The sequence below is a fragment of the Marinobacterium sp. MBR-109 genome (genome assembly GCF_040547565.1).
Lineage (GTDB): Bacteria > Pseudomonadota > Gammaproteobacteria > Pseudomonadales > Balneatricaceae > Marinobacterium.
The window spans coordinates 69,787-76,489 of the sequence record NZ_JBEPPZ010000017.1 but is presented as its reverse complement, the minus strand read 5'-3'; the positions used below and the strand labels follow the sequence as shown (position 1 = coordinate 76,489).

The following is a 6,703-nucleotide window of genomic DNA, read 5'->3' as shown; positions in this document are numbered from 1 at the left end:
GTTGAGTTCATGATGGATTCCTCGCGTAGGTGACGATGGAATCAGTGTGGGGCGGTTAGTGGCTGGAAAAAAGGGGCTGATTTAAGGGCGCTTACCGTATATACATGCTTAATGCCTTCCCGCTGCAAGACTTCATTGAAGCGACGGGAGCGATAGGCTGGCCCGTTATCCGTCATCAGGCGTTTCACTTCGACACCAATGCAGCGGTATGCCGCCAAGGCCCGTTCGAGGAAGCGGGTTGTTGTCCCTTGCTTCTCATCAGGCAGTACCTGCGCATAGGCCCAACGGCTGTGATCATCAACACAGATATGCACACACTCGTAACCGGCGCCGCGCGTGTTTTGACGGCGGTTATTCGTGACCCGGTGGCCAGGCCGATCGAAGCGAGGCAGCTTCTTGATATCCATGTGAAGCATGTCCCCCGGCCTGGGATGCTCATAGCGCTGAACCGGTTGTGCCGGCTCCAAGTGCGATGCTCGATTGAGCTTAAGCCGACGCAGCACCGCTGTAACGGTGGAATAGGCCAGACTCAGGGCCTGTGCGATCTGCTTGGCGGTCCACTTGAGTGTCAGTCGCATCTTCCGAACCAGCTCAATCCACTGGTCAGGCATCCGTGCGGGCGAAGAGTGTGGCCGGCTGGGCGCTGACTCCAGGCCCGTCTTTCCAGCTTCACGGTAACGTGCAAGCCACTTGTACACGGTGCGCGTGCTGATCCCGAAAGTGTGGGCTATGTCCCGAATAGATTGCTGCTGGCGTATGGCTCGATCAACGATCAGGGCTCGAATATGGGGCGTGGTTCGTGCATTCTTATGGGGGTTGTTCATGTCGGTTGTTCTGTGCTGTTTGTTTGGCGATAACCAGCATCTCGAACTTAACCGGCGTGAACAACCTCCTTAGCATCTACAACTAGGCATGCCTCTTTTCATGGTTCGTCTTGTTGAAACGAGCCTGATGGCGATTGAGTCCAGCCAGCCCTCACCCGTTGAAGCTGTGGTTACACGGCTGCCTCATAATTGATCAAATCCACGTCAGCCGCCTCTGTGCGCAGTGGAATAAGTGCCTGATAGGCGTCCGAGCTGTACCAGTCATCTACCGCTTGAGCGTCTGGAAAGCGAATCACAACCACATCTGTATGGACGTGAGACCCACTCAGTACAGTCTTCGTTTTCCCCCTGAACATCAAATCCGCGCCCCAGGGCGCCAAGGTTGCCGGCACTTGATGTCGGTATTCGGCCCATTTGTCATCATCTTTCACCGTAATGTGACCAATCACGTATGCAGGCATGCTCATATCCTTATTCGGGTGATGCGTTTTCCGCACTGTTAGCACTCATCATGTGTCTGAAATGGCAAAGTCGATCGGCCCCGATAGACGGCATGATCGGTTCGATCCGGGCGTCATGCCGGACATTCAGAACCCGGAGTTTGGCTGTTCAAGAAACTCTTTTTCGTCTTCAGTCGACATACGACCCAGAATCTTATTTCGATGGGGATAGCGGCCAAACCGGTCAATAATGGCTTTATGCCTATATTCAAAATCAAGGCTATTTTGAATACCCAACGCTTCATACAATTTGACAGCTTCTGCGTGGATCAGCTTTGACTCACTGTGCATGAACGGCATGTACAGAAAAGAACACTGAATAGCAGACAGCTGCCTGTCCAGATTTTTTGATATTGCACATTGTGCCAGCACAAGCGCCATGGGATCACAGGCAAATGAGTCGGGTGTGTCACGGTAGATATTGCGTGAGAACTGATCAAGAACGATAACCTCGGCGAGACTGCCGAGAGCCGTTTCGCGCCATGTAAACAGCTCTCCGACCCTGGCCTGCTCATGAAGCGCGCCAAAACGGCGCTGGATCATGGAATCCAGGTCGCCATCCTTTTGCCACCACTGTTTTGGCTCAAGCTCATTGAACCAAAAATCTATAACATCCTTAAACATGTGGCTCCCCTGCTCTGCCGAAACGCCATCGCACGTAACAGTTTAGTACAGATGGCCGCTCAATCCGGCAGTCCGTCGAACGTTGGCGCCTCTTCTGACGCCTCTTCCCAGTTGGCCTTGCTGGACGAAAAGATATGGGCCGTTGGCACTATGGACACACCAGTGTCCAACGATCCCGCCGGTACTATAAGCACATCGGCCGCCTGAGTATTGGGCAATGCCGAGCCACAGAATTTACAAAAACTCCTGCCGTGACGAGTAGCCGGCAGCGTAAATGAGGTCACGGCATCGGCACCCGACTGCCAACTCAGCTTTGCCGATTGTGAAAACAGATTGGCCGCATGAGCCGACCCCGTATCTTTCTTACAGTGCTGACAGTGGCACAGGTAAAAGCTGTCAAACGCCCCTTCTACTTTGAAGCGAACGGTGCCACACAAGCAGGAACCGAGATGTTCGGTCATGACTGCCTCCTTAGATGGATCAGTGCCACCGGGTTGCCATTGTAGTCGATGCGCTGCTCAACGTCGTAAGGCCGAAAACCGAGCGTTGGATAAAACAGCAACCCGGCAGTGTTTTGATTAAAGCACGACACTGAAACCGCTTTTGCGTCATGCTTCTCAAAGCCCAGCTTGACCATATGGTTGATCAGACCGCGGCCCACACCGGCACCTCTTACATCAGATGCCACAACAACATTACCGATTGAACACAGTCCGTCTTTCCAACGGTAAAAATTCGCAAACGCCACCACTCTTCCCTCGATTTCAACCACAGTCGAGTCAGAACGCATTTCGATGCTCTGACGTAACGTGTCTTCCGACAGTGGGTAAACTGCACTTGGGAAGCAGTAAAAAAGCTCCTCTCGTGTTTTCGGGAGCTTACAAATCTCGGGGATGTCGTCGTTTATTACTTCTCGCAGGTACATAAGCCGATCCTTGGAATTTGACTCCTGTAGCACTTGTTAGATTCAATTATTCGTGACCTTCCTCGCGAATTTACGAATAAGGTGCTTATCGTTAACATCAGCAAAGAGCCGTTTTATTGCTTCATCATCAGGCTCGGAAAATTTCATGAATTTCTTGCCGTAGACGCCATACTGACAATCCTTTTGTTTATTCTCAAGATCTCGTAGTATTAAACGCACTTTCTCACACGCCTCAACATATCTGAGTACAATCCCAGGCAAGTCGCGGGTCTTTATGTTAGATATGATATACCTGTGTATCACGCGATTTCTTAACTTATACAACGAATTCAGCTCTTTGTGGTCCTCGTCTTTAATGACATTATATTTAAGAGCATCATCATATACTTTTCGCTCCATCAAGCCTCGTTCATCTTCTGCTTGAAAAAGATATTTTATTGGAACCTCGTCCGTCTGATTCTCAAGTTGAATGGCGATGACGATGCTCAACCTTAGAAATGCATCAATCTGATTGGCAGAAACGGCAATCACTTCCACAAATGAATCTGATTCTATCGCGTTATCCAGAAGGTCGTAAGATGCAGCCAATGCTCCTTGGAATCGATCAAACTTTTCCATATCAGAGGCGAGCTTACGGTCTCCAGGAGGGACAATAACCACCGATTTTAAAATTTTATCAACTAAGCGGAGTTCTTCATTTATTTGTTCATCGTTATCAAGACTTGCATCATGGATATATTTACCGATTAAAGCCTGATCTGCTGAAGCCCCATAAAACATGTAAACACAGAACTCTGAATCATCCATCCTGGAAGGTCGCCATCTAAGCTCTGGCACACCCTTCGGATACTCATCTGCAAGTTTAGGTGCTATTTCCTCTAGTGGATAACAGCTAATCTGAAAACACCCTTTAGCGTTTTCATACGGCTGAAAGCTGTATGGGGACTTTTCCGCTTCGCCTTCCACAACAGGGTTGAGGTATTGCCACTCTGTTGGAATTTGAATCAGGAATATCCCGTTGGGCTCTGTCCAATGCTTCATTCAGCGTTCCTGCGAAAAATCTAACGCCGCGTTAAGAGGCAATAAAATAGTTAGCTAAAATTAGCGACGAAAAAGAAAAAGCCAACTATTTTTTATCCTTTTAAACGACTTGTTATTTAGCCCTTACTCAAAGCCATACTTTTCTTTTCTGCGATTGAATGCATCTTCGCCACCTTCAAGAATTTTAGCAGCAAGGTTTTGAATATTTTTCTGATCAATAGAGCCTTGATTCTGGATTGGTAAAGTTGCATTTTCATTGGTTGACTCTAAAACACCAATCCATTCTGCATCTCCAAAAACAGGTATGTTTGCATTATGAGTAGCGAAGATAAATTGTCTTGTTAATTTGGCGTCTCTAACTTGAGTAACAATTCTTTCTGCTATGAATGCATTGTCGAGATTATCTTCAGGTTGATCTAACAGCAATGGGTCTTTATTATCAAGTAGAAGCATATGTAATAAGGCTGTGCACTGCTGTCCAGTTGATAATGAATCAAGATTTTTATATTGAGGATCTTCATCAGTTGAAACATTCAAATCAATGCTAACCAAATCATCAATCTTAAATTCTTCAATTTCCATTACTTGTTGATTGCTGATTTTTGATAATCTATCAGCAGTCGTAGAGGTCATCCCCCAGTTTTTTTCTACTAAAGCATCCCGTCCTTTCCTGATTGTTTCAGCTAGTAAAGGAGCAGAAAACTCATCTACAGATTTCATCCAAGAAAGTCTCCCCTCACCAACATCAGGTAAACGGTAACCAACGATAAGCTTTATTAATCCAAGTCTGTTTTTTTCTGCCGAATAGTTAACCCTAATATTGCCTTTTAATCTCCTATTTAACTTCTTAACTCCTTTTTCAAAGGCAGTAGCTCTATTCGTTTTTTTCTCAGATAATTTCGCAAGTAACAACTGTCTATTAGCTATTTCTTTCTCTAGTTTAGTCCGTTCTGTCTCAAGCTCAGCACGCTTGGGCTTTAACCTTTCGATGTTCTTGATCAGGTCTCGATATTCTTCACCAATTTGTTTCCCTGTTAATCCTTCAACAGGTGCCAATTTTTTAAATTCTCTAGTGATGGATTCTTCTTGTTTATCTATGCTTTCCTGAAGCTCATTATCAAGTAGTTTTATCTTTTGTTGTGTGCTTTCAGAATCAAGTTCCATTTTTGTAATAGATGCTTCGATATTAAATTTAAATTCAACTAAGGCCGCTTTAGCCTTTTTGAAAATTTCTTTGTCTGGATATTTATTGATCAATTCATCGGTTATGAAATCACTACATGGAATAGATTCAGAGAACTCTTTCAATGCCGCCTTTAAAGTTTCAATTTTTTCTGAAACCGTACTAAAAGTACTTCTTTCTGATTCAACTATTGGCAATAGTTTTAATTGCTGGTCTATACCAAGCTCTTTATACCTCTTTTCATCTTCTTCATGAGTTTTCAAATCCTCCACGTCAGATTCCAAGCTAGATACACTAGATGTTAAATCAGTTATTTTATTTCTTGTTAACTCCAACGACTCTTTAATTTTTGAAATTCCAGATTCTCTCTCAATTTTATCTGTATTTAGGAATCGCTCTACCACTTTTAATTGTTCGCTCGAGTCTTTAGCTATTTCGTGGATTTCATTTTGACCGAAAATTTCAATATCAGGTAATAGGTCTTGAGGTGAAAAAGTAGATACAGATCCGTTATCATCTTTTACTATTGGCGATTCACCATATCGTCTTGATATCGTATATAACTTGCCGTGTTTTACTGCTGATTTGATAGTCAACTCAGCAAAACCAGAGCCAATATTCTGCTTTATAACTTTGAGGTGTTGTGCTCTAGTCTCTTTACTTATTGGTTCGATATCTAAAATATAACGAATTGACTCAATTAACGTTGATTTACCTGTGCCTCGTCCACCTATTAAAGCATTCAAATGCTCTGAGTATTTAATATCAATTCCATCAAGAAATCCGCCAACAAACCTTACAGACTCTATTCTGGAATAATACTTCTCTTTGATATCAGAGTTGAGGCGAACACGGGACTCTGAATCTGAAAATGCTAATTTAAACGAGGAAAAGCAGGGGGTTGACATTTTTACCAAACAAGTCGCATTTTCTTTTCTTAAGGTTTCCGGATCTTCTATATCTTTAGCATTGATAATCGCAATATTTTTATCGCGTTTGTAATCAGGGTTTTTATTTAAAAGAATCTGGTAATTGGCTTGGTCGCCTTGCTCCTTTAGAGCTTCTAGTGAAGTTGGGATTTGCGCTGCAAGCAGATTTTTATTTTTCCAAATATTGTTTAATTTCTGCTTCAATACACCGCTATCATCTGTGCAATGTGCGGCATAAACAAAGCCTCCTTTATCTATAACTGTCGATAAAATAAAGTCAGCACTCTTCGTTGAGGGAGCTGTACCATTAGATGTATCTATATCAAATTCATACAAGTAGTTATTTAAGGTTTGAATGCTTGTGTCTTCTGGATATAGACAAACCAAATGAATTTTTTCACTAGAAGCAATCTCAAAGCCTGGAAAGACAACAATACCTTGTGCATTGAAGGTTTGTTTAATCTTTGCAATTGAATCAACATTCCCGTGATCAGCTATTCCTACAACCTTGATTGACTCCTCAAGACAAACCTCTAATAACTTCTGATTATAGTCATCTTCTGAAAAATCCTGATTTTGACCTCGATACGTTATATAACTTGCAGGATTTACTTGGAGTGCGCACTTCCAGAATTTTGCCTTAGTATGTTCAACAGCCATATTCATATCTTCAATCC

The 6,703-nt window shown here is 43.7% G+C and carries 7 protein-coding genes; all 7 read right to left on the bottom strand.

Features of this window, described 5'->3' with window-relative positions; translation table 11 throughout:
* Positions 1-41: 41 nt before the first annotated feature.
* Positions 42-824, bottom strand: coding sequence for a leucine zipper domain-containing protein (locus ABIE60_RS16385; RefSeq protein ID WP_354470567.1), 783 nt, complete (start codon positions 822-824; stop codon positions 42-44).
* Between the two features lie 170 nt (positions 825-994).
* Complete coding sequence (locus tag ABIE60_RS16380) at positions 995-1,285, bottom strand: DUF1330 domain-containing protein (protein WP_354470566.1); 291 nt, start codon at positions 1,283-1,285, stop codon at positions 995-997.
* Positions 1,286-1,411: 126 nt separating this feature from the next.
* Positions 1,412-1,948, bottom strand: coding sequence for a DUF924 family protein (locus tag ABIE60_RS16375; protein ID WP_354470565.1), 537 nt, complete (start codon positions 1,946-1,948; stop codon positions 1,412-1,414).
* A 59-nt stretch (positions 1,949-2,007) separates the two neighbouring features.
* On the bottom strand, positions 2,008-2,409 hold the full coding sequence (locus ABIE60_RS16370) for a GFA family protein (protein WP_354411854.1): 402 nt from the start codon (positions 2,407-2,409) through the stop codon (positions 2,008-2,010).
* Positions 2,406-2,873 carry a GNAT family N-acetyltransferase gene (locus ABIE60_RS16365; RefSeq protein ID WP_354470564.1) on the bottom strand — a complete coding sequence of 156 codons (468 nt, stop codon included), beginning with the start codon at positions 2,871-2,873 and terminating at the stop codon, positions 2,406-2,408. The genes ABIE60_RS16370 and ABIE60_RS16365 overlap by 4 nt, the downstream gene beginning before the upstream one ends.
* Before the next feature lie 42 nt (positions 2,874-2,915).
* Positions 2,916-3,914 (bottom strand): hypothetical protein, encoded by a 999-nt coding sequence (locus tag ABIE60_RS16360; RefSeq protein ID WP_354411860.1) that lies wholly within the window; start codon positions 3,912-3,914, stop codon positions 2,916-2,918.
* 123 nt (positions 3,915-4,037) lie between these two features.
* The gene (locus ABIE60_RS16355; RefSeq protein ID WP_354470563.1) at positions 4,038-6,692 is read right to left on the bottom strand and encodes a TrlF family AAA-like ATPase; all 2,655 of its coding nucleotides are present in this window, start codon (positions 6,690-6,692) and stop codon (positions 4,038-4,040) included.
* Positions 6,693-6,703 lie beyond the last annotated feature (11 nt).

What these genes read in the sequence shown, in the direction of transcription:
- ABIE60_RS16385 (WP_354470567.1), bottom strand. Translation starts at nt 824, where the DNA reads ATGAACAACCCCCATAAGAATGCACGAACCACGCCCCATATTCGAGCC.
- ABIE60_RS16380 (WP_354470566.1), bottom strand. Translation starts at nt 1,285, where the DNA reads ATGCCTGCATACGTGATTGGTCACATTACGGTGAAAGATGATGACAAA.
- ABIE60_RS16375 (WP_354470565.1), bottom strand. Translation starts at nt 1,948, where the DNA reads ATGTTTAAGGATGTTATAGATTTTTGGTTCAATGAGCTTGAGCCAAAA.
- ABIE60_RS16370 (WP_354411854.1), bottom strand. Translation starts at nt 2,409, where the DNA reads ATGACCGAACATCTCGGTTCCTGCTTGTGTGGCACCGTTCGCTTCAAA.
- ABIE60_RS16365 (WP_354470564.1), bottom strand. Translation starts at nt 2,873, where the DNA reads ATGTACCTGCGAGAAGTAATAAACGACGACATCCCCGAGATTTGTAAG.
- ABIE60_RS16360 (WP_354411860.1), bottom strand. Translation starts at nt 3,914, where the DNA reads ATGAAGCATTGGACAGAGCCCAACGGGATATTCCTGATTCAAATTCCA.
- ABIE60_RS16355 (WP_354470563.1), bottom strand. Translation starts at nt 6,692, where the DNA reads ATGAATATGGCTGTTGAACATACTAAGGCAAAATTCTGGAAGTGCGCA.